19 protein-coding genes, 2 tRNA genes and 1 riboswitch are annotated in these 26,841 nt (G+C 64.1%); of the genes, 1 reads left to right on the top strand and 20 read right to left on the bottom strand.

The window, feature by feature from the left end:
* Nucleotides 1-70 precede the first annotated feature (70 nt).
* From ACCQ08_RS03700 to ACCQ08_RS03685, 4 genes are all read right to left on the bottom strand, one after another.
* A complete protein-coding gene (locus ACCQ08_RS03700; RefSeq protein ID WP_373448931.1) occupies nt 71-1,579 on the bottom strand; it encodes an efflux transporter outer membrane subunit in 1,509 nt (502 codons plus the stop codon).
* Nucleotides 1,580-1,606: 27 nt separating this feature from the next.
* Nucleotides 1,607-4,852, bottom strand: a complete 3,246-nt coding sequence (locus ACCQ08_RS03695) for an efflux RND transporter permease subunit (protein ID WP_312528615.1) — start codon at nt 4,850-4,852, stop codon at nt 1,607-1,609.
* Nucleotides 4,853-4,876: 24 nt separating this feature from the next.
* A complete protein-coding gene (locus ACCQ08_RS03690) occupies nt 4,877-6,127 on the bottom strand; it encodes an efflux RND transporter periplasmic adaptor subunit (RefSeq protein ID WP_373448930.1) in 1,251 nt (416 codons plus the stop codon).
* 238 nt (nt 6,128-6,365) lie between these two features.
* Nucleotides 6,366-7,217, bottom strand: a complete 852-nt coding sequence (locus tag ACCQ08_RS03685) for an alpha/beta hydrolase (protein ID WP_239811999.1) — start codon at nt 7,215-7,217, stop codon at nt 6,366-6,368.
* Between the two features lie 173 nt (nt 7,218-7,390).
* Here ACCQ08_RS03685 and ACCQ08_RS03680 point away from each other — a divergent pair, with 173 nt between their 5' ends.
* Nucleotides 7,391-8,305 carry a LysR family transcriptional regulator gene (locus tag ACCQ08_RS03680; RefSeq protein ID WP_239811998.1) on the top strand — a complete coding sequence of 305 codons (915 nt, stop codon included), beginning with the start codon at nt 7,391-7,393 and terminating at the stop codon, nt 8,303-8,305.
* A 10-nt stretch (nt 8,306-8,315) separates the two neighbouring features.
* Here the strand turns inward: ACCQ08_RS03680 and ACCQ08_RS03675 are convergent, their stop codons facing one another.
* From ACCQ08_RS03675 to infA, 16 genes are all read right to left on the bottom strand, one after another.
* Nucleotides 8,316-9,113 carry a ferredoxin gene (locus ACCQ08_RS03675; protein ID WP_373448929.1) on the bottom strand — a complete coding sequence of 266 codons (798 nt, stop codon included), beginning with the start codon at nt 9,111-9,113 and terminating at the stop codon, nt 8,316-8,318.
* Complete coding sequence (locus ACCQ08_RS03670) at nt 9,106-9,897, bottom strand: ABC transporter ATP-binding protein (protein WP_373448928.1); 792 nt, start codon at nt 9,895-9,897, stop codon at nt 9,106-9,108. Before ACCQ08_RS03670 ends, ACCQ08_RS03675 begins: the two co-directional genes overlap by 8 nt.
* Nucleotides 9,894-10,940 (bottom strand): FecCD family ABC transporter permease, encoded by a 1,047-nt coding sequence (locus ACCQ08_RS03665; RefSeq protein ID WP_373449076.1) that lies wholly within the window; start codon nt 10,938-10,940, stop codon nt 9,894-9,896. Before ACCQ08_RS03665 ends, ACCQ08_RS03670 begins: the two co-directional genes overlap by 4 nt.
* 56 nt (nt 10,941-10,996) lie before the next feature.
* Complete coding sequence (locus ACCQ08_RS03660; protein WP_373448927.1) at nt 10,997-12,100, bottom strand: ABC transporter substrate-binding protein; 1,104 nt, start codon at nt 12,098-12,100, stop codon at nt 10,997-10,999.
* Nucleotides 12,101-12,113: 13 nt separating this feature from the next.
* On the bottom strand, nt 12,114-14,159 hold the full coding sequence (locus ACCQ08_RS03655; RefSeq protein ID WP_373448926.1) for a TonB-dependent receptor: 2,046 nt from the start codon (nt 14,157-14,159) through the stop codon (nt 12,114-12,116).
* A 231-nt stretch (nt 14,160-14,390) separates the two neighbouring features.
* A riboswitch (cobalamin riboswitch) is annotated at nt 14,391-14,665 on the bottom strand.
* A gap of 59 nt (nt 14,666-14,724) precedes the next feature.
* A complete protein-coding gene (locus ACCQ08_RS03650) occupies nt 14,725-15,705 on the bottom strand; it encodes a LysR substrate-binding domain-containing protein (protein ID WP_373448925.1) in 981 nt (326 codons plus the stop codon).
* Between the two features lie 189 nt (nt 15,706-15,894).
* On the bottom strand, nt 15,895-17,277 hold the full coding sequence (locus ACCQ08_RS03645; RefSeq protein ID WP_312409121.1) for an MFS transporter: 1,383 nt from the start codon (nt 17,275-17,277) through the stop codon (nt 15,895-15,897).
* A gap of 94 nt (nt 17,278-17,371) precedes the next feature.
* Entirely contained in the window at nt 17,372-19,048 is a 1,677-nt protein-coding gene (locus tag ACCQ08_RS03640) for a hydantoinase B/oxoprolinase family protein (protein ID WP_313329706.1), read from the bottom strand.
* Between the two features lie 2 nt (nt 19,049-19,050).
* Nucleotides 19,051-21,153, bottom strand: coding sequence for a hydantoinase/oxoprolinase family protein (locus ACCQ08_RS03635; protein WP_373448924.1), 2,103 nt, complete (start codon nt 21,151-21,153; stop codon nt 19,051-19,053).
* Nucleotides 21,154-21,592: 439 nt separating this feature from the next.
* A complete protein-coding gene (yfaE, locus tag ACCQ08_RS03630) occupies nt 21,593-21,895 on the bottom strand; it encodes a class I ribonucleotide reductase maintenance protein YfaE (protein WP_312835818.1) in 303 nt (100 codons plus the stop codon).
* Nucleotides 21,892-23,025, bottom strand: a complete 1,134-nt coding sequence (nrdB, locus tag ACCQ08_RS03625) for a class Ia ribonucleoside-diphosphate reductase subunit beta (protein ID WP_239811988.1) — start codon at nt 23,023-23,025, stop codon at nt 21,892-21,894. The genes yfaE and nrdB overlap by 4 nt, the downstream gene beginning before the upstream one ends.
* A 14-nt stretch (nt 23,026-23,039) precedes the next feature.
* Nucleotides 23,040-25,301, bottom strand: a complete 2,262-nt coding sequence (nrdA, locus tag ACCQ08_RS03620; RefSeq protein WP_373448923.1) for a class 1a ribonucleoside-diphosphate reductase subunit alpha — start codon at nt 25,299-25,301, stop codon at nt 23,040-23,042.
* 239 nt (nt 25,302-25,540) lie between these two features.
* Nucleotides 25,541-25,825: a hypothetical protein gene (locus ACCQ08_RS03615; RefSeq protein WP_373448922.1), complete on the bottom strand. Its 285-nt coding sequence runs from the start codon at nt 25,823-25,825 to the stop codon at nt 25,541-25,543.
* A tRNA-Pro gene (locus ACCQ08_RS03610) sits at nt 25,798-25,874 on the bottom strand. Before ACCQ08_RS03610 ends, ACCQ08_RS03615 begins: the two co-directional genes overlap by 28 nt.
* Before the next feature lie 262 nt (nt 25,875-26,136).
* Nucleotides 26,137-26,213 (bottom strand) — tRNA-Pro (locus tag ACCQ08_RS03605).
* A 79-nt stretch (nt 26,214-26,292) separates the two neighbouring features.
* Complete coding sequence (gene infA, locus ACCQ08_RS03600) at nt 26,293-26,541, bottom strand: translation initiation factor IF-1 (protein WP_133856176.1); 249 nt, start codon at nt 26,539-26,541, stop codon at nt 26,293-26,295.
* Between the last annotated feature and the right edge of the window lie 300 nt (nt 26,542-26,841).

Below are 26,841 nucleotides of genomic sequence, written 5' to 3'. Positions count from 1 at the left end.
CGTGCGATTTGCACCACAGGGTTCAGGCGCGGCTGTCAACCGCGCCTGATTGAGCCTGCGGTGCCTTCACTTAACCTGCTGCTTTGACCTCTGCATGGGCCGCCACCGGCGCGCTCTCCCAACTGCCGCCCAGTGCACGAATCAGCGCAATGGTGGCGGTGTACTGGGCGGTGCGTACCTGCAGCGCCTGGCGGCGGTTGCGCAGTTCGTTGCGGCGGGCGTCCAGCAGCTCCAGCTGGCTGACCAGGCCGTTGCGGTAGCGCACATCGGAGAGGTGGGTGGCCCGCTCGGCCGACTGCACGGCCTGGCCCAGCACGGTGGCCTGGCCTTGCAGCAGGCGCAGGCTGCTCAGCTGGTCTTCCACTTCGCGGAAGGCGCCCAGCACCTGGCCGCGCTGGGCGGCCACTGCCGCTTCCAGCCGGGCCTTGGCGCCCTCTTCCTGCGCTTCGCGCTGGCCGCCGTCAAACAGTGGCAGCGACAGCAGCGCACCCAGGCCCCAGGAGCGGGCCGACCATTTGAACAGGTCGCCCAGGTCGGGCGAGGCAAAGCCGCCATTGCCGGTCAAGGTAATGGCCGGGAACCAGGCCGCCTGCGCGACGCCCACGCGGGCCTGGGCGGCCAGCACGCTGGCTTGCGCGGCAGACACATCGGGCCGGCGGGCCAGCACGGTGCCTGGCACGCCAGCCGGGATCACCGGCAGGCGCACTTCACCCTGCGCAGCAGGCAGCACAAAGCCGGTGGCCACCTCACCCACCAGCACCGCCAGCGCATTGCTCAGTGTGGCTTGCTGGCGTTCCAAGGCGAGGGCCTCGGATTCGGTGGCGGAGACCTCGCTTTGCATGCGCACCACGTCCAGCTCGGCGGCATCGCCGGCGTCAAAGCGCCGCTGGATCAGGCGCAAGGTGTCGCGGTAGGCGGACAGGCTTTGCTGCACCAACTGCTGCTCGGTTTGCAGCGCGCGCAGTTGCAGATAGGTCTGCGCCACATCGGACTGCACCATCAGACGCGTGCTTTGCAGCAAGGCGGCACGCGCCTCGGCATCCAGTTGCGCGGCCTGGCTGGCCTGCGACAGGCGGCCAAACAGATCGACCTCGTAGGACAGGTTGAGCCCGGCTGTCACCAAGGTCGCGGGCTGGACCCCGTTGCTGGTGTTGGCACCGGCCTGGCGCGCCGCGCCGCCGCCTACGCCTACTTGCGGCATGCGCTGGGCATCGGCCGAGCGCAGCAGCGCCCGTGCCTCTGCCAGGCGGGCGGCCGCCGTCTGCACATCGGTATTGGCATCGGCCGCGCGCTCAACCAGGCGGGTCAGCTCGGCATCGCCAAAAGCGAGCCACCAGGCGCCACGGGGCTGGGCCTCGGCCGGGGCGGCCGTGGTCCAGGAGGCTTGGTCCTGCGGCGTGCTGAAGGCGGCGGGCACCGGCACGCCAGCGTTTTGCACCGCCGGTGGCAGCGCCGTAGCGCAACCGGCCAGCAGCAGGGCCGCAGCCAGCGGCGTGAGCAGTGCCAAGCGCAGCGGTGCCAGCGAGCGGCGCAGGCCCCGGCCCAGGGGCGCCTGGCCGGGTTTGGCGTTGAAAGACATCGTCATTTCTTGCATGTTGTTCTTCTCTTATTCGTCATGCCCGCGTGCTGCGGCCAGGAGGGGTTGGGCAGAGCCTGCGCCATGCACAGGTGCGGGCACCGGCGCCGTGATCGGGGCCACATGGGCACCGTGCTGCTTGAGCGGGCGGTTGCCTGCCAGCTTGCGCAGCAGCACATAGAACACGGGTGTCAGAAACAGACCGAAGGCGGTGACACCAATCATCCCGGCGAACACGGCAATCCCCATGGCGCTGCGCATTTCGGCACCAGCACCCTTGGACAGCACCAGCGGCAGCACACCCATGATGAAGGCCATCGAGGTCATCAGGATCGGGCGCAGGCGCAGGCGGCTGGCCTCGATCGCGGCCTGGATCGGCGTGCGTCCGGCAAATTCCAGCTCACGGGCAAACTCCACGATCAAGATGGCGTTCTTCGCCGATAGCCCCACCAGCACCACCAAGCCGATCTGGGTGAAGACATTGTTGTCGCCATGCGAGAGCCAGACCCCGGTCATCGCAGCCAGCAGGCCCATCGGCACAATCAGCACAATGGCCAACGGCAGGGTCAGGCTTTCATACTGCGCAGCCAGCACCAGGAACACCAGCAAAATCGCCAGCGGGAAGACCAGCGCCGCCGAGTTGCCCGCCAGGATTTCCTGGTAGGTCAGTTCCGTCCATTCAAAGCCAATGCCCTGGGGCAAGGTCTCGCGGGCAATGCGCTCCACCGCTTCGCGCGCCTGGCCCGACGAGAAACCAGGGGCTGGGCCGCCATTGACATCGGCCGACAGGAAGCCGTTGTAGCGCATCGCACGCTCTGGGCCAAAGCTGGGTTCGAGCTTCATCAGCGCGGACAGTGGCACCATCTCGCCGGTGGTCGATCGCACCTTCAAGGCGCCCACATCTTCGGCGCGGGCGCGGAAGCCCGCATCCGCTTGCACCCGCACGCTGTAGGTGCGGCCAAACTTGTTGAAGTCATTGGCATACAGGCTGCCCAGATAGATCTGCAGGGTCTCGAAAATATCGGTCACCGGCACACCCAGCTGGCGCGCCTTAGTGCGGTCGATATCGGCGTAGAGCTGCGGCACATTGACCTGCCAGCTCGAGAAGATGCCAGCCAGCTCCGGCGTCTGGTAAGCCTTGGCCATGAAGGCCTTGACCGCGCCATCCATCGCTTCGTAGCCGAGCGAGCCCCGGTCTTCGATCTGCAGCTTGAAGCCGCCCGTGGTGCCCAGACCCGACACCGGTGGTGGCGGGAACATGGCGATAAAGGCGTCCTGGATCTGGCCAAAGGCCTGGTTCAGTTGGCCCGCCACAGCGCCACCGCTCTGGTCGGCGCGGGTGCGCTCGGCAAAGGGCTTGAGCGAGACGAACACGATGCCGGAGTTCGAGCTGTTGGTGAAGCCATTGATCGACAGGCCGGGGAAGGCGATGGCATCCTGCACATTGGGGTTCTTCTTGACGATATCGCCCATGCGCTTGATCACGTCCTCGGTGCGGTCCAGGGTCGCGCCATCGGGCAGCTGGGCAAAGCCCACCAGGTACTGCTTGTCCTGCGCCGGCACAAAACCGCCGGGCACCATATGGAACAGGCCCCAGGTGGCGCCGACCAGCGCCAGGTACACGACGAACATGCCGGCCTTGTGGCCAATCACGCGGCGCACGCCGCCACTGTAGGCTTCCGAGCCACGGTGGAACACGGCATTGAAGCGGCGGAAGAAACCGCCCAGCACGCGGTCCATGCCACGGGTCAGCGCATCCTTGGGTTCGTCATGGCCCTTGAGCAGCAATGCGGCCAGTGCGGGCGACAGGGTCAGCGAGTTGATGGCCGAGATCACCGTGGAGATCGCAATCGTCACCGCGAACTGCTTGTAGAACTGGCCGGTCAGACCACTGATGAACGCCAGCGGCACAAACACCGCGACCAGCACCAGTGCAATCGCAATGATGGGGCCCGAGACTTCACGCATGGCCTGGTAGGTGGCCTCGCGCGGGCTCAGTCCGGCTTCGATGTTCCGCTCCACGTTCTCGACCACGACGATTGCATCATCGACGACGATACCGATGGCCAGCACCAGCCCGAACAGGCTGAGCGCATTGATGGAGAAGCCCAGCAGATGCAGCACCGCAAAGGTACCCACCACCGACACCGGCACCGCCAGCAGCGGAATGATCGACGCGCGCCAGGTCTGCAGGAACAGAATCACGACGATCACGACCAGCGCGATGGCTTCAAGCAAGGTGTGGATCACCGAGTCGATCGACGCCCGCACAAACTGGGTCGGGTCATAGGCAATGCGGAACTCCACGCCTTCTGGCATGTTCTTTTGCAGCTCGGCCATGGTGTTGCGCACGTTTTCCGAGATCTCCAGCGCGTTGGAGCCCGGGGCCTGGAACACGCCCATACCCACCGCAGCTTCGTTGTTCAGCAGCGAGCGCAGCGAATAATCAGCTGCGCCCAGCTCCAGGCGGGCAATGTCGCGCAGACGCGTCACGGCACCGTCCGAGCCGGTCTTGACGATGATGTCGCCAAACTCCTCGGTGCTGGACAAACGGCCTTGGGCATTGATCGACAACTGGGTATCCACGCCAGGCAGACCCGGCGATGCACCCACCACGCCGGCAGCGGCTTGCACGTTCTGGCCACGGATGGCGGCCACCACATCGCTGGCCGACAGGCCGCGCTGGGCGACCTTTTGCGGGTCCAGCCAGGCGCGCATCGAGTAATCGCCACCGCCAAAGATCTGCACCTGGCCTACGCCCTGGATGCGCGCGAGGCGGTCCTTGACGTTGAGCACGGCATAGTTGCGCAGGTAGTCGATGTCATAGCGCCCATTGGGCGAGACCATGTGAACGACCATGGTGATGTCCGGCGAACTCTTGACCGTGGTCACGCCCAGGCGCCGCACTTCTTCGGGCAGGCGCGGCTCGGCCTGCGAGACGCGGTTCTGCACCAGCTGCTGCGCCTTGTCCGGGTCCGTGCCCAGCTTGAAGGTCACGGTCAGGGTCATCACGCCATCGGTGGTGGCCTGGCTGCCCATATAGAGCATGCCTTCGACACCGTTGATGGACTCTTCGAGGGGCGTGGCCACGGTTTCGGCGATCACCTTGGGGTTGGCGCCGGGGTACTGGGCACGCACCACCACTGAGGGCGGCACCACCTCGGGGTACTCCGAGATGGGCAGGGCCCGCATGGCGATCAGCCCTGCCAAAAAGATCAGCAGCGACAGCACACCCGCAAATATCGGGCGGTCGATGAAAAATCGGGATAAATTCATACGCTTGGCTTTTTTGTTATCGGTTTAGGCGGCGGGCTTGGAGCCATCGTTGGCAGCCTGCTGCGCATCGCCCTTGAGCTCGGATTTGCTGGACATCGGCACCTCCTGCGGTGCCACCACGGCACCGGGGCGCACCCGCTGCAGGTCATTGACCACAATGCGCTCGCCGGCCTTCAGGCCCGAGCTCACCAGGCGCAGCCCTTCAAACGGCGCGCCCAACTGCACTTCGCGGTACTCGGCCTTGTTGCCCTCGCCCACCACCAGCACAAACTTCTTGCTCTGGTCCGTGCCCACGGCACGTTCGTTGATCAGCAGCGCCTGCTGGCTATGGGGCTGGCCCATGCGCACGCGGGCAAACTGGCCGGCCATCAGCGCGCCATCGGCGTTGTCAAACACCGCACGCACCCGCACGGTGCCGCTGCGCGCATCCACCTGGTTGTCAATCAGCTGCAGGTGGCCCTTGTAAGGCGTGGCGCCACTGGTGCCCACTCCCATCTGCACGGGAATGCTCTCGATCAACGCACGCGCGCTCTTGCCCTGGCGCAGGCCTTGCAGCGCATTGGTCACGATCTGCTCGTCGGCATCAAAACTGGCATACATGGGGTTGACGGAGACCAAGGTCGTCAGCACTGGCGCGCCGGCACCGGCGCTCACCAGGTTGCCCACGGTCACATCGATGCGGCCCATCTTGCCGGCCACGGGCGCGCGCACCTGGGTGTAGCCGAGGTTGAGCTTGGCCGTCTGCAGCGCGGCCTGCGCTGCGCGCAGGTTGGCGTCTGCTTCGCGGCGGGCGTTGGTGCGCTCGTCCAGTTCCTTTTGCGCAATGGCGCGCTCTTCCCACAGACGGGCGGCGCGCTCGGCTTCGCTTTGCGAATAGCCCATGCGTGCCTTGGCGGCCACCACCTGGGCTTCGGCACGGTCCACTTCAGCGGCATAAGGTGCGGGATCGACCGTGAAAAGCAGATCACCGGCCTTGACCAGCGCACCCTCCTTGAAGTGCACCGCCTGCAGCGCGCCGGCGACACGCGGGCGCACGTCGACGCGCTGCACGGCTTCGAGCCGGCCGGAGAATTCATCCCACAGCTGCACGTCCTGCTGCAGCACCTGGGCGACGGAGACAGGCATCGCGGGCGGTGCCGTGGCCTCTGCCGGCGCACTCGCGTGCGAGCTTTGCAGGCCCATTGCCGTGCCGCCTGCAGCCACCACGGCAGCTGCCAGACCGATGGCCGTCCACCAGCGGCGTTGAGGGGAAGTCGAAGTTTTGTTGTTGCTCATGGCCAAGTCCTGATGTGTGCGTGAATAGTTTTTGAGGTTTCTTGCGGCAACGGCATGCCCCTGCGGCTATAAAAGCCGACAGAAAATCCTTGCCACAGTGGAGCCTCTGCAAAACTCCACACGGCAATGCGTTGCGAGAAAGCGTTTCTAAGGGTGGTGAAGGCGCAGCTGCCCGCCGCCGCTCCCCGGGCTTTACCGGAGGGAGGCGCCGCTCAAGCCTTGCGCTTCGTTCAGGGGATCAGGCTTGCGCCCGACATCGGGATGTCTCGAAGAAAAGTGCCAGTTGTTCCAGCACGGCCCCGGCACAGGGACAGGGCTCGGGAGCACGGGGCTCAAGCAATGCATCGGGCCACTGTTGCGCGACCTTGAATACATGCTGCTGCACCAGATGACCCGCTGCCTGCAGGCGGCTGGCATAGGCCAGTGCCTCGTCGTGCATCGGATCCTTATCGCCCACCATGATGAGCGTAGCGGGTAGTCCAGCCAGGCGCTGCGCCATCGCTGGCACAGCGTAGGGATGGATGCCGCCATAGGCGCAGCCCAGGAACTTGCTCCAGCCCTCGGCCCATTTGCATTCCGTTGCATCGCCATTGGCAGCGCGAAGCGACGCCGTGCCGGCACAGGGATTGAGCATGGGTGAGAGCAGGATCTGCCCCGCCAGCGGTGGATGGCGTTGATCACGCGCCATCAGACACACGCCGGCGGCCAGGTTGGCACCCGCCTCCTCGCCAGCCACATACATCGGCGCACCTTTGCCGGCAAGGCGTGTGCGATGTTTGTAGCTCCACTGAAGCATTTCATAACCGATCTCCAATGGACGCGGAAATGGATGCTCAGGCGAGAGCGGGTATGCCACCGACACCACACGGGCCCCTGCTGTTGCCAGCAGACCCGCAACGGTGCAGCCACTGTCCAGATCGCCTTCGACAAAAGCGCCGCCATGAAAATGCAGCACCAAGGGCGAAGGCTCGCCGGACTTGCCTTTGCTACCGTACAGGCGCACGGCCACCGACTCGCCCGACGCCGTCGGAGCGACGGTGTCGATGAAGTCGGGAGCCAATACGCTGTTTTTTACGGTGGTGTCAGACATAAGTGAGCCTGTTGATGAGTAGGCATGGGTAAATGTAGTTGCGATGCTGCAACTGATCAATCGGCAAATTATGGCCGCACTATTTCCAAATCAGGAACAATAGCGCCATCTTTCGCGTGTGAGAATCCACCTACTTTTAGCGCGCGCGTGCGCACCAGTGCAAGGAGAGGCAGATGGATCAGATACAGGCAATGCGGGTGTTTGCGCGGGTCGTGGAGTCGGGCACCTTCACGCTCGCGGCCACCTCGCTGCAGCTGCCCAAGGCCAGTGTGACCAAGCATGTGCAGGCGCTGGAAGACCGGCTGCGGGTCAAACTGCTCAACCGCACGACCCGCCGCGTGACGGTGACCACCGATGGCGCCGCCTACTATGACCGCGCCGTGCGGCTGTTGAGCGACTTCGATGAACTCGAAGCCAGCATGAGCCAGGTGCGTGCGACCCCGCGCGGGCGTCTGCGTGTGGATGTAGGCACCTCGATCGCCCGGCTTCTGGTGATTCCACAGCTGGCGACCTTTCAGGCGCGCTACCCGGACATCCAGATCGACCTGGGCGTGACCGACCGCACCGTGGACCTGATTGCGGATAATGTCGATTGCGTGGTGCGCGGCGGCGAGCTGCGCGACCAGTCACTGGTCGCGCGCCGTGTCGGGAACGTGGAATTTTTGACGGTGGCCTCGCCCGCCTATTTGCAGCGCCAGGGCACGCCGCAGCATCCGCGCGACCTGGAAAACGGCCACAACAGTGTGATTTACTTCTCGCCGGTCACCCAGCGCCGCTATCCGCTGGAGTTTCAGCACAACAGCGAGAGCATCGAGATTGCCAACCCCTCGACGTTAGCCGTCAACGAAGCCAATGCCTACACGACCTGCCTGCTCAGCGGCCAGGGTGTGGGCCAGATCACCAGCTACCAGGCGCGCGAGTATCTCCAAAGCGGTCAGCTGGTGCAGATCCTGCCGGAATGGACCCAGCCTTTGCTGCCGGTTTATGTGGTGTACCCGCCCAACTCCCATCTGAGTGCCAAGGTGCGGGCCTTTGTCGATTGGGTGGTGGAGATTTTTGCGGCCGATCCGCTGCTGCAATGCAAATAGCGCACTGCGCTCATTCGTCCGCATCGCTGCAGGGCGGAGGTGCCTGGAGCGTATGCACCCGGTGGGCTGCACAGGCCTCGCTGCCTTCGATGTGGCTCTTGAGCACCGGCACCAGGCTGTCTTCATCCAGATGGCCGTACCAGACGCCTTCGGGGTAGACGATCATCAGCGGCCCCTGGTTGCAGGGGTACTGGCAGCTGGTCTGCAGCAGCTGCAGCTGCTGTTTGAGGGGCGCGCCTGCCTGCACCGCTTGGCTGAGCCGGGGCCATAGCGCGGCGGCACCCTTGGCCACGCAGCGCGGCCCCATGCACCACAGCACATGGCGCTGGTGGGCGGGCACCGTGCTCCAGGCCACCGGGTCGTTTTGCCAGCCCTCTTCGCCCTCCTCGGCCACCACATCGGGCCGCGACGTTGCCAGCGCCAGGTGGTTCAGCAATGCGGGCACGAGGCCCTGCCACTGCAGCAGCGGCTGCGCAAATACCAGCCGGGGCCGGGCATGGCCGGGCTGGCTGGCCAGCCAGCGCCTGGCCACCTTATGCAGCCAGCGACGCAGTGCCGGCTCGTCGGGCACCATCGTGGGCTGGATGACGATCGTCTGCTGCGCCCCACCTGCAGGCGCAAGCGTGGCGCGCAGGCTGTCCAGCGCCTCGGGCAAGGCCGGCTGGTTGCGGTCCACAAAGGCCAGCTGCATAGCCAGGTCGGGGTCTGCCTGCTGGCAGGCCTGCAGCAAGGCCTGCAATTCGTTCTTGGCTGCCGACCCCAGTCCACCCCGGCCCAGCAGCAACAACGCATCAGGTTTTTTAGCCATCGGGTCTGTCCATCCAGTAACTCACACGGGCCTTGTCCAGGCGCGGATGGCGGTCCACCAGCGCCTCGACCTGGAACACGCGCGCAATGGTTTGCGAGGTCAGCACCTGCTCGGGCCTGCCCTCGGCCTCGATCACGCCGGCTTGCATCACGTAGATGCGGTCACAGAACTGCGCAGCCAGGTTCAGGTCATGCACCACGATCAGCACGGTGCAGCCCGAGGCGCGCACCAGGCTGAGCAGCTCCAGCTGGAACTGGATGTCCAGGTGGTTGGTAGGCTCGTCCAGAAACAGCAGCTGCGGCTGCTGGGCCAGCGCACGGGCGAGCAGCACCCTTTGGCGCTCACCGCCGGAGAGCGATGACAGCGGATGGTCGGCCAGGCGGCTGGCCCGCACCTGCGCCAGACAGGCGTTGACGATGGCCTTGTCCTCGGCACTGTCGCGCGCCCAGCGCGACTGGTGCGGAAAGCGGCCCATCATTACCAACTCCTGCACCGTGCAGTCAAAGCCCAGGCCCGTATCCTGGCCCAGCACTGCCGCCTGCTGCGCAAACTGCCGCGTGCTCATCTGCCAGATGTCGCGGCCCTGCAGCTGTATCTGGCCACCGGCATCGGGCTGCAGCACACGGTAGAGCATGCGCATCAAGGTCGATTTGCCGCAGCCATTGGGCCCCACCAGACCGACACATTCGCCGCGCGCCACCTGCAGGCTGGCGTGGCGCACTATCGGTGTGGCCTGGCTGCCATGGCCGGCGCTCCACGACAGTTGCTTGGCGCTCAGCATCATGCGCTGCCTCCCGGGATCGCCGTGGTGCGGCGCCACAGCATCCAGATAAAGAAGGGCCCGCCAATGAGCGACGTGATGACGCCCACCGGCAGCTCGCTGGGCGAAAACCAGGTGCGGGCGGCCAGATCGACCAATACCAAAAAGCTTGCACCCATCAAGGCGCTGACGGGCAGCACGCGGCGGTGGTCACTGCCCACCAGCATGCGGGTGATGTGGGGAATGACCAGGCCGACAAAGCCGATGGCACCGCTGACTGCCACCATGGTGCCCGTCAGCAAGGACACCACCACGAACAATTGCAGGCGCAGGCTGGCAGTGTTCAATCCCAGCGTGGCAGCGCCCTCGTCGCCAACCAACAAGGCATTGAGCTGTCTCGCACACAGCAGCAGCCACAGCAGGCCCAGGCCCAGCACTGCGGCAGGCAGCCCTAGGGCGCTCCACTGGGTCGCTGCCAGGCTGCCCAAGGTCCAGGTCAGCAACGCATTGGCCAGTTCGCGCTGGCCGGCGGTCAAGGTGATCAGGCTGGTCACACCCATCAGCATGTAGCCAATGGCCACACCGCTCAGGATCAGCCGGGTGGCATGCAGGCGCCCTTGCTGCTGGGCCAGCGCATAGACCAGCGCAGTGGCCAGCAACGCGCCAACAAAGGCGCCTGCGGTCATGGCATAGATACCTGCCATCGCCAAACTGCCATAGGCCAGCACCGACACCGCCCCCACCGACGCGCCGGAGGACACACCGAGCATGTACGGATCGGCCAGCGGGTTGCGCACCATCGCCTGCATCACCACGCCGACCACGGCCAGGCCGGCGCCCACCAGCGCCGCCAGCAGCACCCGGGGCATGCGCACCATCCAGACAATCTGGTAGTGCTGCTGGCTGATGCTGCCCTGCCCTGCATCGGGCTGCCAGCCGCCGCCCAGCAGCTGCTGGCTGACGACCGACCACACGGTGGAGGCATGCAGCGATGCCGAGCCCCAGGTGATGGCGGCCAGGCCACTGACCAGCAGCAAGACCAGCAGCAGCAACAGGCACAGCGCCAAGGACCAGGGCTTGCGCCGCTGGCGTTCATGCTGGCCGTCACAGCCCGGCGCATGGCTCACTGCTTGGACTCCGCCACAGGCAGCCATGGCACGGGGTCCACCGTGATGCGGCGATCCGGGTGCAAGGCAGCAGCCAGGCGCTGCGCCACGTTCACGTTGCGCGGCCCTGGCGTGGCCTCGGCATAGCTGATGACGAAAAAGCGCTGCTCGCGAATGGCCGACACCCCCGCCAGCTCCGGCTTGGAACGCAGAAAATCGATCTTGCCCTGTGCGCTGGGCTGGCCGTAGTCGATGATGATGATCCACTCCGGGTCGCGGGTGATCACATCCTCCCAATTGCCTCGGGGCCAGTTGCTGGGGATGTCCGCAAAGATGTTGCTGCCCCCTGCGGCATCCAGCATGGCCTGGGGCATGCCGAAGCCGCCGACCGTCGTCGGTATCTTCTCGCCGCTGTCAAACACAAAGACACGCGGTTGCTGCGTGTTGCCTCGCATCTGCGTGGCCAGCTGGTTGATCGAGGCCTGCAGCTTGGCAATTTGCGGCTGCGCCTGGGTTTCGATATCGAAGATGCGCGCCACATTGCGCAGGTCCGCCAAGGTGTCGGCCAGCGCCACACGCTCACGCTTGTGGATGCGGACGCAGGACTCGGACAGCACATAGGATGCGATGCCGTGCTTTGCCAGCAGCTCGGGCGTGACCCCGCCGGGGCGGAACCCATAGCTCCAGCCGCCAAATACAAAGTCGGCGCGTGCCTCCAGCATGGTCTCCAGGTTCATGTCCTGCGACGAGAGCTTGGGCACCCGGGCGAACTGGTCCACCAGCTCGGGGCTGATCTCCTTGCGCGACGGTATTCCCGTGTAACCGACCAGCTGGGGCCCCAGGCCCAGAAACAGGAACATCTCGGTGATGTTCACATCGTGCGTGATGGCGCGCTGCGGTACCCGGTCATAGCGCTGGGGCTGGCCGCAGACATCGATCACCAGCGGCGCAGCCCGCAAGCCTGCGGGCGCGGCAGCCGCCGCACTGGCGATGGGGACCGCTGCTGCCTGGGTGGGACGGCTGGGCGGCTGCGGGCCGGCTGGCTGGTCACAGCCGGCCAGCACCAGGGCGGCCGCTGCCGCCAGCGCGCGCAGAATGTGCCGGGAGGTGCTTGCTGTCATGCCTGGGCCTTGCTCAGAAACGCAGATGGGCCATCAGCTCAAAGCTGCGGCCATTGCCCATCAGCCATTGCGAGCCGTAGGACGATGCAGCATAGCGCTTGTTGGTCAGGTTGCGGCCAACGAGGTTCAAGCTGGTGCTGCGGTTCAGGTTCCAGCCCAGTACGGCATCAGCCACGGTGTAGGCGGGCAGCTGCGCGGTATTGGCATTGCTGGTGTAGCGGCTGGCAACATGGCGCAGACCCAGCGATGCCCGCCAATCGCCCGTCTGGTAGTGCGCCCAGGCATTGGCCGTGTAGCGCGGCACATTGGCGGGCTGGTTGCCGGCGCGGTCAATGGCGGTGGCGCCTTCGCGCAGCTCGTCAAACTGGGCATCCACATAGGCCAGGTTGCCCTCAAAGCGCCAGGACGTAGTCGCCCGCCAACTGCCCGCCAGCTCGATGCCCTTGGACGACTGCTTGCCGCCCTGGATGGACAGCGCTGGGCGGTCCGGGTCGCGCGTGATGATGTCCTTCTTGCGGATGTCGAAGACCGCCAGGGTCCACTCGCCCTGGTCATTGGGCAGTTGCTGCTTGATGCCCACCTCCACCTGGCGGCCCTTGCTCAGGGTGAAGCCGGTTTGCGACTGGCTCAGCGACAGCAGACTGGTAACCGGGTCATGGCCGGTGCTGACCTGGGCATAGACGCTGGTGTTCTGGTCCAGCTTGTGGGTCAGGCCCAGGCGCCAGGAGGTGCCGCCCAAGGTCTTGTCAAAACGGGCCGGGCTGAGCAGGTCCATGCGGTCAAAGTCATACAGGTCGCGGCGCACGCCGGCCATCAGCAGCCACTGCGCGCCCAGCTTCCAGGCGTCTTCGAGATAGAAGGCGTTCTGGCGGATGCGCGAGGTCATGCGCGCCTTGTAGGGGTCCGGGCTGTTCCAGTAGCCACTGGTGCCACCGGTCAGCGGCACATCGGACTCGCCGGTATATGGGGAGTTGTTGAGGGCGGTGAACTTGGCCTGCGACACGTCCCAGCCCATCGCAATCTCGTGCTGGCCGGGCTTGAATACGGCACCCAGGCGGTTGCCGCTTTGCTCCAGATCGTGGCCGATCTCCAGGTAATCGTAGCGGTAGACCGTGCGGGTGCCGGCATCGTAGTCGTAGCCTTCGATGTTCTTCCAGTGGCGGTCGGCCTTCATGTGGTAGGTCTCGTTGCGCAGCACCATCGCGTCGCTCACGTTCCACTCGGCCTTGAGCTTGTAGCGCTGGTCCTTGTAGTGGATGTCGCTGTCGAGAACGTTGAAATTGCGGTCGCGCAGTGCCGCCACCGGCTTGCCATCAACGACGGGGGTACCAAAGTAGCGCTCGGGCCGCTGGTCGCTGACATCGGCCGTCAGATCCAGGCGCAGATCGCTGCTGGCCTGCCAGCGGATGGCGCTCATCAGCTTCTTGCTGTCGCTGTTGCCCAGCTGGCGCTCGCCGTCCGTGCGATCACCGTAGACATCCAGGCGGTAGCTCAGGCTGTCGCTCAGTGCGCCGGTGGTGCCCAGGCCTGCACGGGCCGTGCCGTTGGAACCAGCGCCCAGCAACACTTCAGACGAGCTGGCGCGGCTGGGCTCCTTGCGCACCGCATTCACGGTGGCGCCCATCGTGCCGCTGCCATACATCAGCGATGCCGGCCCGCGCAGCACATCAAAGCGCTCATAGCCCCAGCTGGAATTGGGATAGGCCACGGTGCCTGCGGCCACGCCCAAGGCCAGACCGTCTTCGGCCACGCCCACCGAGTTGACGCCATTAAAGCCACGGCTGGAAAACGACAGTCCGCCGTTGCCAGGGGTGCCGGTCGTGCTCAGGTCCACGCTGCGGCCCACGGCGTCCACCACCTCGTAGTCGGCGCGCTCCTGGATCTGCACAGCCGATACCGAGCTGACGCTGGCCGGCAGGTCCTGCAGCGGAATGGCCAGCTTGCTGGCCGAGGTGGAAGGCAGCTGGAGCGCATGGGGCTCGCTGCGCTTGTCGGTCACCACCACTTCGGACAGCGATGCCTCCTGCGCATGGGCCACCGCCATGCCCAGGGCAGGCAAACACAAAACACAGGAGTGACCCACCAGGCGCAACGAGGAAGAGAGCCGACCGGCTGCCAGGAGCCGGTTTTTCGGATAAGGAACTGCAGTCATTTCAACAAAAGGCGAAAACTGCCTGATGTGAGGGCCGCACTGCACGCGGTCATCCCAGGGACGGGGCCGCATGCCGAACCGCCGTCCACACCCCGCAGACAGTTGAGAGAGCGCCGTCAGGACAGAGAGGTCCGGAACACGCTACGACTACGAACAGGCCGGTCTCCGGGCTTACAGGCGGTACGGCGCAGGCGCCGACCCGGTAACCGGTCTTCCCAGGGCGGGCGTGTCTCATGGCCTCGCAGGCATGGACACACTCTCGACCCCAGTGACTGGGCCCGCGTGGGAGCGGGCCGCATCGGCTACTTTTCCTGTCTACCGTTGCGGGGGCAGCCAAGGCTTGGGGGAGCTTCCTCCCGACCTTGTTCCCGTTTCACTTGTGCATGACAAGCACCTGTAGATAGGCTTTTTTCAAAGCGCAGCCAGTGTACCAGCCGCGAGCCATTGGTGCGCCGTTCGACGGCAGGCTGTGTCAGCCCGGCGATACAGCGCTGGCTGGGGGGCGTGATCGGCTCGGCGGCAGGCGCGACGCGTAGCCGATGAAGTCGGTGCTGCTCAACTGGCCCAGCAGCCATTGCCGAAAGCTGGTCTGGATCGGCCGCTCCCCCCCGCCCCGGCGCGTATAGAGGTGGAATTTGGGCGTTCTATCCATCGGCAGTTGGCGCAGCAGCTCCGGGCCAAAGGGCGCGAGCAGCTTGCCGCTGTGGATGTAGCTGAGCGCATCCACATAGGACAGCAGCCCCACCCCCTGCCCGCTGAGGACGGCCTGCAGCATCGCATCGTGTGTGTGCAGCAGCATCGGGCTGGCATGCTTGTCGCCCGGATCCAGGCCCAGCATGGCATAGATGTCCTGCCACAAGGTGTTGTGGCTGAGCGGCGAGATGAGCCGGTGGTGCGGCAGGTCCTGCGCGGTTTCCACCGGGTGCTCGGCCAGCAGCTGGGGTGCGGCAACGATGACCTTGAGGTCTTCGAGCAGCGGTGTTTCATCGAGGTGGTCCACACCGCCATAGCCCCAGACGATTGCAGCATCCAGATCACTGCTGTCAAACGAAGGCAGCTCCACGCCAATGGAGATGCGCAGATCCAATGCGGGGTAATCCTTGGTGAACGACGGCAGCGAGCGGATCAGGTACTGGGTCGCAAAGTAGGGGCTGACCTGGATATGGAACTGTGCGTCGTTGTGGTGGGCGCGCACCGCCTCCATCCCCTGGCTCAGCGCATCCAGCCCCTGCTCCACATAGTGGTACAGCGTCTGCGCCTCCTCACTGGCGAGCAGGCCACGGGTGCCGCGCTCGAACAGCTGCACGTCCAGGGCACTCTCCAGCTGCTTGAGCTGCTGGCTGGCGGCCTGCGGGGTCAGGCACAGTTCGTCGGCCGCCTTGCGGATGGAGCCATGGCGGAAGACGGACTCGAACACGCGCAGCGGCTGCAGGGGCGGTAGCTTGTATTTCATGGAGGGGCGCCGGGCACGGAGGACGACTGCCCGGGCTGCCGATGATTATAGGTGGCGGCCCGGCTCCCATCGGACCGGCTCAACACCGTTCCAGCCTGCTGCGCCCTGCCCGTTACGCTGATAAAAAAACGCATCCGGAAGGGATGCGTTCGGGCTGGCGCAGCGCGCAGCGCGCAGCAGCGCATCGGCTTACTGCACCGGATCACCATGCATCGGCAGACCGGTACGATCCCGGCTGCTGACCAGGGCGATGAGGCCGATGATGGCCGCGCCGATCAGGTAGTAGGCAGGCACGACAGGGTTGCCGGTGCGGGCGATCAGCCAGGAGTTGATCATCGGCGCGGTGCCGGCAAACATGGCCACGGCCACGTTGTAGCTCAGCGCCATGCCCTTGAAGCGCACGCTGGTGTGGAACATTGACGGGATGATCGAGTAGATGCTGCCCAGCAGCATGGCCAGGCAGAAGTTCAGCACCATCAAGGACGAGACCTTGGCGGCGGTGCTGCCTTCGAGCAGCAGGTGGAAACAGGGCACGGCCAGCACCGCGATGGCCAGGCTGGCGGCGGTCATCATGGTCTTGCGGCTGAGCTTGTCGGCCAGCATGCCCATCAGGGGGATCATCACCACCAGAAAGAGCTGTGGGCCCAGGGACAGCTTGAGGCCGGTGGCCACATCCACATGCAGCGCGCTGACAAAGTAGGTCGGGATGTAGGTGACGACGGTGAACAAGGTGACATTGGTCACGATGATGATGCCGGCCGACTGGAACAGCTCCTTCTTGTGGGTGGCGAACAGCACTTTCCAGCTCGCCTGTGCCAGCGCATCGTGCTGCTGCTTCATCGCGACAAAGGTCGGGGTCTCTTCGAGGTACTTGCGGATGTAGAGGCCAATGGCGCCCAGCGGCAGTGCAATCAGAAAGGGAATGCGCCAGGCCCAGTCCAGAATCTGGTCGGCACTGAAGAACACGGTCAGGATCGCGGACACCGAGGCACCAAAGAAGAAGCCGGCCATGCACCCAACCTCCACCCAGCTGGTGAGCAAGGTGCGGTTGCGGTCCCGGCAGTATTCGGCCACAAAGATGGCGGCGCCACTGGCCTCGCCCCCGGCGGACAGGCCCTGCATCAGGCGCAGCACGATCAGCAGCAACGGTGCGGCGATGCCGATGCTGGCATAGCCGGGCAGCACGCCGATCAGGAACGTGGAGATGGCCATCATGATGATGGTGATGGTCAGCACGCGCTTTCGGCCGTACTTGTCGCCCAGCGAGCCAAAGAAGATGCCGCCGATGGGCCGGGCAAAAAACGCAATCGCAAAGGCCGCCCAGGACGCGGTGACCTGCATCGTGGGTGAGCTGCTGGCAAAGAAAACCTTGCCCAGCACTGCGGCCAGGTAGCCGTAGACGGAAAACTCGAACCATTCGACAAAGCTGCCGACCACCGAGGCCAGCACGACGCGGTTGAGCTCCTTGGACTGCACCGTGCGTGGCGCGGCCGTCGACGAGGGGGACGGCCAGTCGGTAAGGCTGGCACTGGGGGCGGCAAATCCATTTGCCGTGGGATTTTGTGTGCGCATCGGGAGTCCTTGGTGTCCTGCTGTGGGAGAAAAAGAAAAGCGGGCCAGCGCGCTGGAAGGGCCAGCGGCAGCGCCGCTGGCCAGCTTCAGGCGATCAGGCCGGGGTCCGTGGTGCCGCATGGGCGTAATCGGCCTGGGCTTGCTCGGCGCTGATGTAGCCATAGGCCACATCGCGCTGCACCAGCGCTGCCGGGCGCTGGGCCGCATCGCCGTTGCCGCCGCCACCGGGCAGGTCCAGAATCAGGCGGCGCCCGGCCGGGATCTGCTGCTTGCCCTTGCCGCGCAAGGCGGTGCCGTCATCGAGCGCGACCTGGCCCAGCGCGCCGCTTTGGCCGCCGTTGTGGCCCCGGGCCGCAAAATGCACGCGGTCAAACATGGCGTTCAGGTCGAACTCGAAGCCTTCGGCCGAGCCCACCTCGATGCGCTGGCCCAGACCACCCCGCCAGCGGCCGGCACCGCCCGAGTTCGGGCGCAGCTCCTTGCGCCAGATGATGATGGGGCCGATGCTCTCGGTCACCTCGACCGACATGGCCTGCACGCCGCTGGGGAAGGCGGTGGCGCTCAGGCCATCGCTGGACGGGCGCGCACCGGTGCCACCGGTATTGAACATCAGGATCTCGTGCTGCTGGTTGCGGGTGGCCGGCGTGATGCCCTTGAAGCGCATCTGCAGGTTCCACAGCGAGCTGGCCCCTTCGGCCGGGATCTCGCCCTGGCAAATGGGCTGCAGCGCGCCCAGCACCACATCGGGGATCAGGTGGCCGATCACATGGCGCACGGACACCGGGCGCGGGCGGTGGGCGTTGAGGATGCAGTCCTCGGGCGCGCTGATCTCGAAGGGCTCCAGCGAGCCCCAGTTGTTGGGGATCTCCGGCGCAATCGCGCACTTGAGTGCATAGGAGGCATAGGCCTTGGTGTAGGTCAGCGGCACATTGATGCCGTAGCGGCTGGGGTCCGAGGTGCCGGCGAAGTCGGCGCGCAGCTTGTCGGCCGCAATCTCCACGGCCACCACCAGCTCGATGGGCTTTTCATAGCCATCGACGGTCATCGCATAGCGTTGGGTACCATCGGGCAACGCGGCGATGCGCTCGCGGGTGGCGCGCTGGCTGTTGTCAAAGATGAAGCGGGCCAGGTCTTCCAGGTCGCGCAGTTCAAACTCGGCCAGCATGCCCTTGAGGCGGCGCATGCCGGTGGCATTGCAGACAGCCAGCGAGTGGAAGTCGCCAATCACCTGGTCGCGCTCACGCACGTTGTTGCGCAGGATCTCGATCAGGTCCTCGTTGAGCGCGCCGGCGCGGAAGAACTTCATCGGCGGAATGCACAGGCCCTCTTCGTAGACATCGCTGCCGTCTGGGCCAAAGCCGCGCCCGCCGATGTCCACCACGTGGGCGGTGGCGGCAAAGTAGCCGATGTGTTCGCTGTGGCCGTCAGGGCCATAAAAGACCGGCGTGACGACGGTGATGTCGTGCAGGTGGCCGGTACCCAGCCAGGGGTCGTTGGTGACCAGCACATCGCCATCCTGGAGCGTGCTGCGCTCAAAGCGCTTCGCAAAATGTGCGACCGACTCGGCCATCGAGTTCACATGCCCAGGGGTGCCGGTCACGGCCTGGGCCATCATGCGGCCCTGCCTGTCGAACACGCCGGCCGACAAGTCGCCCGCCTCCCGCACGCTGGTGCAAAAGGCGGTGCGAATCAACGTGACTGCCTGCTCTTCCACCACCGAGATGAGGCGGTTCCACATGATTTGGTAATGAACGTCTGTATTGTTTGCCATGATCACACTCCGCTGTCGATGCGTTCCACCAGCATGCAGTCGTCTGACTGCAGCACAACCTTGAAGCCGGGGCTGACATAGGTCGAGGTTTCCTTTTCCACGATCACCACCGGGCCGGGCACAGCCTGGCCCCGGGGCAGGCCCAGGCGCTCATAGATGTCGCAGGCATAGAACTGGCCTTGCTTGCCGTCGAACACCTCGCGGCGGTCCAGCACCGTGCCGGCCCCCTTTTGCGGCGTGCCGCCCTGCTGCAACGCAGCCTGGGCCGGGGGCAAGGTCTTGGAACGCAAGGACAGTGCCCAGCTCACCACCTCGATGTCAAGGCCGTCGATCGCGTGGCCGAACAAAGCCACATAGTTCTGCACAAAGGCCGCGTTGAGCGCGGGCACGCTGTCCGGCCCAAAGTGCTGCACGGGCACCGAGACCGGAATCTCCCAGCCCTGGCCGCAGTAGCGCATGAAGGCGCGCAGCTCCTTGACGGTCTCGCCGCCATAGCCGGTGTCTTGCAAAAACGCGCTCACCTCCACCTCCATCTCGCGCAGCATCTGGTTGACGGCTTCCCCATCGAACTGGCTCATGCGCATCACCGAGCTGCGCAGCGACTCATAGGCAAAGGGCGCACGCAAGAAGCCGATGGCCGAGCCCACGCCAGCGCCGGTCGGGATCAGCAGGCGCTGGATGCCGAGCTTCTCGCAAAGCCGCACGGCATGCAGTGGCGCCGCGCCGCCGTAGGCGATCATCGTGTAGGCCTCCAGGTCCTGGCCGGACTCCACCGCATGCATGCGCGCGGCATTGGCCATGTTCTCGTCCACCACCTCAGCCACCGCGTAGGCGGCGCGTACCGCATCCAGGCCCTGGGCCTGGCCCACATGGGCGTCCATGGCTTGTTCGGCAGCGGGCATATCCAGCCGCATGCTGCCGCCGGCAAAGCGGGCCGGGTCGAGCTTGTGCAGCAGCAGATCGGCATCGGTTACCGTGGGGCGTGCGCCGCCCCGGCTGTAGCTGGCCGGTCCGGGCTCGGAGCCGGCGCTCTCGGGCCCCACGCGCACCTGGCGCATATCGTCCACATGCGCGATGGAGCCGCCGCCCGCACCGATCTCGATCATCTCGATGACCGGGATCGAGATCGGCATGCCGCTGCCCTTTTTGAAGCGGTAGCTGCGCGCGACTTCAAACACCCGCGCCGTCTTGGGCACATGCTGGTCGATGAGGCAGATCTTGGCGGTGGTGCCACCCATGTCGAAGGAGACGACCTTGTCCTGGCCATACTTGGCCGCAAAATCGCTGGCGTAGATGGCGCCGCCGGCCGGACCGGACTCCAGCAGGCGCACCGGGAATTCGGCAGCATTGGCCAGTGACATCAAGCCGCCACCCGAATGGATCAGGTAGAGTGGGCAGTGCATGCCTTCTGCCACCAGCGCCTGGGCCAGGCGCTGCAGATAGGAGGACATCAGCGGCTTCACATAGGCATTGGCGCAGACGGTGTTGAAGCGCTCGAACTCGCGGATCTGGGGCGAGACCTCGCTGGAGATGGACACCGACAGCTGGGGCAAAGCCTGGGCAATCAGCGCGCGCACCCGTTTTTCATGGACCGGGTTCTTGTAGCTGTGCATCAGGCCCACGGCCACGCTTTCGTACTCGCCCCGGCGCAGCTGCGCAATCACATCCTGCACCTGTGCCTCATCGAGCGGCTGCAGCTCCTGGCCCTTGGCATCAAGCCGGCCCCGCACGGTAAAGCGGTGGTTGCGGGCAATCAGCGGTGCGGGCAGCTGGATGGCCAGGTCGTACTGCTCAAAACGGCCCTCGTTGCGCATCTCGATCACATCGCGAAAACCTTCGCTGGTGATGAAGGCGGTCCTGGCACCGCGCCGCTCGATCAGCGAATTGGTGGCCAAGGTGGTGCCGTGGATCACCGTGCCGATCTGCGATGGCGCGATCCCCGCCTGGGCCGCCGCCTGCTTGAGGCCTGTGACGATGGCGCGCTCGGGCTTCTCATAGTCAGTCAGGACCTTCTCACTGAACAGGACGCCATCGACCTCCAGTGCGATGTCTGTGAAAGTGCCGCCGATATCTGCCCCGGCGCGTATGACTTGGCTTGTTGCCATCTGGTATCTCCGAATCATGCAAGCTGTGTGGATCAGAAGCTCTGATCTGGCAGCGATGATCAAGCGATCGCGCAGTCGGCGCAAACAAGAAATTCGAGGGCGGGCACAAGCCAGGCTTCGCGGGTAAAAACCATTACGCGCTAACCCGGTGGCCCTGCACAGCCACAGTGCATGCATGCCTGGTTTTTGACCGTCCCTGCACCAGGCCTGCGCGCTGCTGCACCAAGCGGTGGCGGCCTGTACCCATCAAGGGGCGCAGGGGCAGTCAAGCGGCCATCCAGCCCCTTAAACCCTGCTTGTGTAAAGTTCGCCAGAGCAGCAGGGGAACGTGCTGGCGGCAGGCATTGCTGAGACAAAAAGCTGTCATTGCTGTGCATCGCAGGCAGCAAAAAAAAGGCCCCAAGCTCAGCATGGGGCCTGCGCACAGAACGGCAGAGACCTACAGATCCAAGGCCAGCTGGCTCTTGTCGTCGGCGCTGGTTTCCAGTTGCCGGAGACTGCACTCCACCTTGATGGGGGTCTTGACCACGCAGCAGCAGGGAACCACTTCATGGGGCCCGACAAAGGCCAGCGGCTCCTGGGTGTAGACGACTTCGCCCTCGACCAAGGTGAGGCGGCAGCTGCCGCAATAGCCACCACGGCACTGGTATTCCACGTCGTGGCCAGTGCGCTCCAGCGCTTCAAGCAGGGTCTCCCCTGGCAGCACGCGTATGAGGGTGTCCGTGGTGCTGACCGTAGTCACAACTCGATTCCGCTCAGGTCATCCAGCGAGACTTCGGCGTTGATCTGGCCCACCAGGTAGGAGCTCAGCTCCACCTCTTGCGGGGCCACCTGCACGGTGTCGGACGACAGCCAGGTGTTGATCCAGGGGATCGGGTTGCTCTTGGCGTTTTCGAACGCGGGTTTGAGGCCGATCGCCGACATGCGGATATTGGTGATGTACTCCACGTACTGGCTCAGAATGTCCTTGTTCAGGCCGATCATCGAGCCGTCGCGGAACAGGTACTCAGCCCACTGCTTTTCCTGCAAGGCTGCGGTCTTGAACATCTCAAAGCATTCCTGCTCGGTCTCTTTGGCGATCTTGGCAAAGTCCGGATCGTCCTGGCCCGAACGCATGATGTTGAGCAAGTGCTGGGTGCCGGTCAGGTGCAGCGCTTCATCGCGGGCGATCAGGCGGATGATCTTGGCATTGCCCTCCATCAGCTTGCGCTCGGCAAACGCGAAGGAGCAGGCAAAGCTCACATAAAAGCGGATGGCCTCCAGAATGTTCACATTCATCAGGCACAGGTACATCTTCTTCTTGAGCTGGTACACATCGATCTCGTGCACCACGCCATTGATCGTGTGGCTGCCCGGGCCCAACTGGGCGTGCAGCATCGCATCACGGATCAGGTCGTCGTAGTACGACGAGATGTCGCCCGCGCGCAGCTTGATGCTCTCGTTGCGCATGATGTCGTCAAAGATCACCGATGGATCGTTGACGATGTTGCGCAGGATGTGCGTGTAGGAGCGCGAGTGGATGGTCTCGGAAAACGCCCAGGTCTCGATCCAGGTCTCCAGCTCCGGCAGCGACACCAGCGGCAGGAAGGCCATGTTGGGGCTGCGCCCCTGGATCGAGTCCAACAGGGTCTGGTACTTCAGGTTGCTGATGAAGATGTGCTTTTCGTGGTCAGGCAGGTTCTGGTAGTCGATCCGGTCCTGCGTGATGTCCACTTCTTCAGGGCGCCAGAAAAACGAGAGCTGCTTTTCGATCAGCTTCTCGAAGATCGGGTACTTCTGCTGGTCGTAGCGGGCGACGTTGACCGGATTGCCAAAGAACATCGGTTCCTTGAGCTGGTCATTGTCGACCTTGGAGAAGGTGCTGTATGCCATCGCCTTCTCTCCGCTTAGATCTTGCAGGCGCCGCTGGCGCAGTCGTCTTCTGCAGCCGCGCCCTGCATGTCTTCGGCACCATCACGGGTGTTGTGGTAGTACAGGGTCTTGACACCCAACTTGTAGGCCTGTAGCAGGTCCTTGAGCAGTTGCTGCATCGGTACCTTGCCGTCGGCGAAGCGCTGCGGGTCGTAGTTGGTGTTGGCCGAGATGGACTGGTCGACAAACTTCTGCATCAGGCCCACGAGCTTCAGGTAGCCATCGTTGTTGGGCATTTGCCAGAGCAGTTCGTACTGGCCCTTCAAGCGATCGATCTCCGGCACCACCTGGCGCAGGATGCCGTCCTTGGACTGCTTGACCGAAACAAAGCCCCGTGGAGGCTCGATGCCATTGGTCGCGTTGGCGATCTGGCTGGAGGTCTCCGACGGCATCAGCGCGGTCAGGGTCGAGTTGCGCAGACCATGGGTCTTGATCTCGGTGCGCAGCGTTTCCCAGTCGAGGTGCAGGGGCTCGTCGGTCAGGCCGTCGATGTCCTTTTTGTAGGTATCGATCGGCAGGATGCCGGCGGCGTAGTTGGTTTCGGCAAAGGCGGTGCAAGGACCGAATTCACGCGACAGCTGCACCGATGCCTTGAGCAGGTAGTACTGGATGGCTTCAAACGTGCGGTGGGTCAGGCCATTGGCCGAACCGTCGGAGTAGCGCACACCATTCTTGGCCAGGTAGTAGGCGTAGTTGATCACGCCCACGCCCAGCGAGCGGCGCTTTTCGGTCGCAATGCGGGCAGCGGCCACCGGGTAGTCCTGGTAGTCCAGCAGGGCATCGAGTGCGCGCACGATCAGGTCGGCCAGCTCTTCGAGCTCGTCGGTCGATTCCAGCGCGCCCAGGTTGAAGGCCGACAGGGTGCACAGCGCGATTTCGCCGTTCTCGTCCTTGATGTCTTCGAGCGGGTGGGTCGGCAGCAGGATTTCCATGCACAGGTTCGACTGGCGCACGGGAGCGACGGCCGGGTTGAACGGGCTGTGCGTGTTGCAGTGGTCCACGTTCTGGATGTAGATACGGCCGGTGCTGGCACGCTCTTGCATCATCAGCGAGAACAGCTCCACTGCGGGCAAGGTGCGCTTGCGGATGGATTCGTCGCTCTCGTACTTGACGTACAGCTCTTCGAACTTGTTCTGGTCGGCAAAGAAGGCCTCGTACAGACCGGGCACATCATGGGGCGAGAACAGGCTGATGTTCTGGCCCTTGATCAGGCGCTGGTAGAGCATGCGGTTGATCTGGATACCGTAGTCCAGATGGCGGATGCGGTTTTCTTCGACGCCACGGTTGTTCTTCAGCACGAGCAGCGACTCGGCTTCCAGGTGCCACAGCGGGTAGAACAAGGTGGCTGCACCGCCGCGCACGCCGCCTTGCGAGCAGGACTTGACGGCCGACTGGAACATCTTGAAGAAAGGCAGGCAGCCGGTGTGCTGCGCCTCGCCGCCACGGATCTCGCTGCCCAGCGCGCGGATGCGGCCACCGTTGATGCCGATACCGGCGCGCTGCGACACGTACTTGACGATGGCGCTGGTGGTGGCATTGATGCTGTCGAGGCTGTCGTCGCACTCGATCAGCACGCAGGAGCTGAACTGGCGCAGCGGCGTGCGCACGCCCGACATGATGGGCGTGGGCAGCGAAATCTTGAAGCGCGAGACGGCATCATAGAAGCGCTTGATGTACTGCAGACGGCGGTCGGCCGGGTACTTGGCAAACAGGCTCATCGCAACCAGCACGTACAGGATCTGCGGGCTTTCGTAGATGCGCTTGGTCACCCGGTTCTGCACCAGGTACTTGCCTTCGAGCTGCTTGACTGCCGCGTAGGAGAAGTCCATATCGCGCCAGTGGTCGATGAAACCATTGATCTCGTCGTACTCTTCGCGGCTGTAATCGGCCAGCAGATGGGGATCGTACTTCTTGAGCTCGGTGAGCTTTTGCACATGCTCGTACAGATGCGGCGGCTCGAACTGGCCGAACGCAATCTTGCGCAGGTGGAAGATGGCCAGGCGCGCTGCGACGTACTGGTAGTCGGGCGCGTCTTCGGAGATCAGGTCGGCGGCGGACTTGATGATGGTTTCATGGATCGCATCGGTGCGGATGCCGTCATAGAACTGGATATGCGACTGCAGCTCGATCTGCGAGACCGACACATTGCTCAGGCCCTTGGCCGCCCAGTCAATCACTCGGTGGATTTTGTCCAGGTCGATGGGTTCAACGCGACCGTCACGCTTGGTGACTCTCATAGTGCTTGTCTGGTTCATTTGCGATGTTTCTAATGGGATAAAAAACGCAGGACCACGGGCGCAAGACGCAGCTATCCCGCGCCAAAACGCGCCCGGCATCGCAGGCGCGCAGTGGCTGGAGGAAGACCAGCATCGGATAACCAGTGGGGGAAGCGGTGGACACTACATATGGTGTCTATGGGATTGAGTGTACGCTACCTGTAGCGTTCCTGGCAGCAAAAAAGCAGGCCCAATTTCTGCTAGGCAAAGCCTGTTTCAGCGAAGAATGCAGCAAAATCAACGTGCATCGGCTCGGAAAATATATGTATCCAGCCGGATACATTCCCCGCCCTGCGCAAGGGCATCGCCAAGCCATGTTGACGGCGATCGCCATCTGGTGAATGGCTTGGGCGATGGCGCCCTGGACCCACTGGGATGGTGGGGCGCAACTGGCCTTTTTGGAACTGCCCAAACGAAAAACCTGCTGCACTTGCGTGCAACAGGTTTTCAATAGGAATGGTCGGAGCGGTGGGATTCGAACTCACGACCCTCTGCTCCCAAAGCAGATGCGCTACCAGGCTGCGCTACGCTCCGACTAAGCCGCTATTGTATATCGAGCCGCAGCCCCTTCTGGCGAAAAATGATTACTTTGACAACTTTTTAGCGGATCGGATGGTTGCCAGGCAGCCGCCCTGCCCGCTGCGCAGCATGGGCCTCGGCGCTGCACCCAGCGCCCCACCTTGGCCGGACTGTCAACCAGCGTTGCCAGCGCTTTAACAATACAAGCCGTATCGAATCGCGAATCAGCAAAACAAAAAACCTGCTGCATTTGCATGCAACAGGTTTTTAAATGGAATGGTCGGAGCGGCGGGATTCGAACTCGCGACCCTCTGCTCCCAAAGCAGATGCGCTACCAGGCTGCGCTACGCTCCGACTAAGCCGTTATTGTAACCAGGGTTTGGGCTGCTGCATTTCGTATTTGACGATTTTTTTACAGCGGCCCTGCATCCGGTCAACGTTGGGTAGGTGCCGGGCCGCGGCCTGGCAGGTGACGGAAAGTGATGCGGCCCTTGCTCAGATCGTAAGGCGACATCTCCAGCGACACCTTGTCACCGGCCAGAATGCGAATGTGGTGCTTGCGCATTTTGCCGCCCGTGTAGGCAATCAGCTCGTGGCCGTTGTCCAGCTTCACGCGAAAACGCGAATCCGGCAGCACTTCGGTCACGGAGCCTTGCATCTCAATCAGTTCTTCTTTAGCCATATAAGTCGACGAATCCTTGTCTAGTGGTGCATGAACGAAACCGGTTCGCCATGCTGTTCTCTGTGCCACCAACAAGCGGTGGCTCTCTCCATGGTTCGGGATGGTCTTGCCAGCTCTCACCTCCCAGGGGGCAAGCGCCGTGCCAGGCCACTCAGCGAAGCGGCCATCAGCGGGCCCGCCAACGGGCCCCAACAACCAGCATCCCGCACACGATGTACCGCGCAGCTGCCAGGCAGCCAACGCAGTCAAGCCACAAAAGCTTGCAAAGCTCTCTATTGTACTATGTTGCTGCTGTTTACG

It is taken from the genome of Comamonas sp. SY3 (assembly GCF_041730275.1).
In the GTDB taxonomy this organism is placed as follows: Bacteria; Pseudomonadota; Gammaproteobacteria; order Burkholderiales; family Burkholderiaceae_C; genus Comamonas; species Comamonas sediminis.
Note: the sequence above shows the minus strand (reverse complement) of the source record. Positions and strands in the feature narration are given on the sequence as shown.